This window comes from Psychrobacter sp. S1-30-MNA-CIBAN-0213 (genome assembly GCF_040309845.1).
In the GTDB taxonomy this organism is placed as follows: Bacteria; Pseudomonadota; Gammaproteobacteria; order Pseudomonadales; family Moraxellaceae; genus Psychrobacter.
This window is the reverse complement of record NZ_JBEOPE010000114.1, coordinates 1-256: the sequence shown is the minus strand read 5'-3', so window position 1 is coordinate 256 and position 256 is coordinate 1. Positions and strand designations below refer to the sequence as shown.

The window sequence follows — 256 nt, the reverse complement described above, 5'->3', positions numbered from 1 at the left end:
ATATTATTCGTGAAGATATAAAAGAGCAAAAATACGAGCAAATCGTGACCCGTTTCCCGCCTGAGCCTAACGGCTATTTGCATTTAGGACACGTCAAGTCTATTTGTCTTAACTTTGGGGTGGCTGAAGAGTTCGATGGCCTTTGTCATTTGCGTTATGACGATACCAATCCGACCGCTGAAAAGCAGGACTATATCGACAATATAGAAAAGGACGTCCAGTGGTTAGGCTTTGAGTGGGCAGGCGAGGCGCTACA

At 45.3% G+C, this 256-nt stretch carries 1 protein-coding gene; it reads left to right on the top strand.

Annotated elements, in window-relative coordinates; all coding sequences use genetic code 11:
* Nucleotides 1–2: 2 nt before the first annotated feature.
* The coding region (locus AAEY87_RS14170) for a glutamate--tRNA ligase family protein (RefSeq protein ID WP_350657636.1) at nt 3–256 on the top strand (254 nt) is incomplete at its 3' end.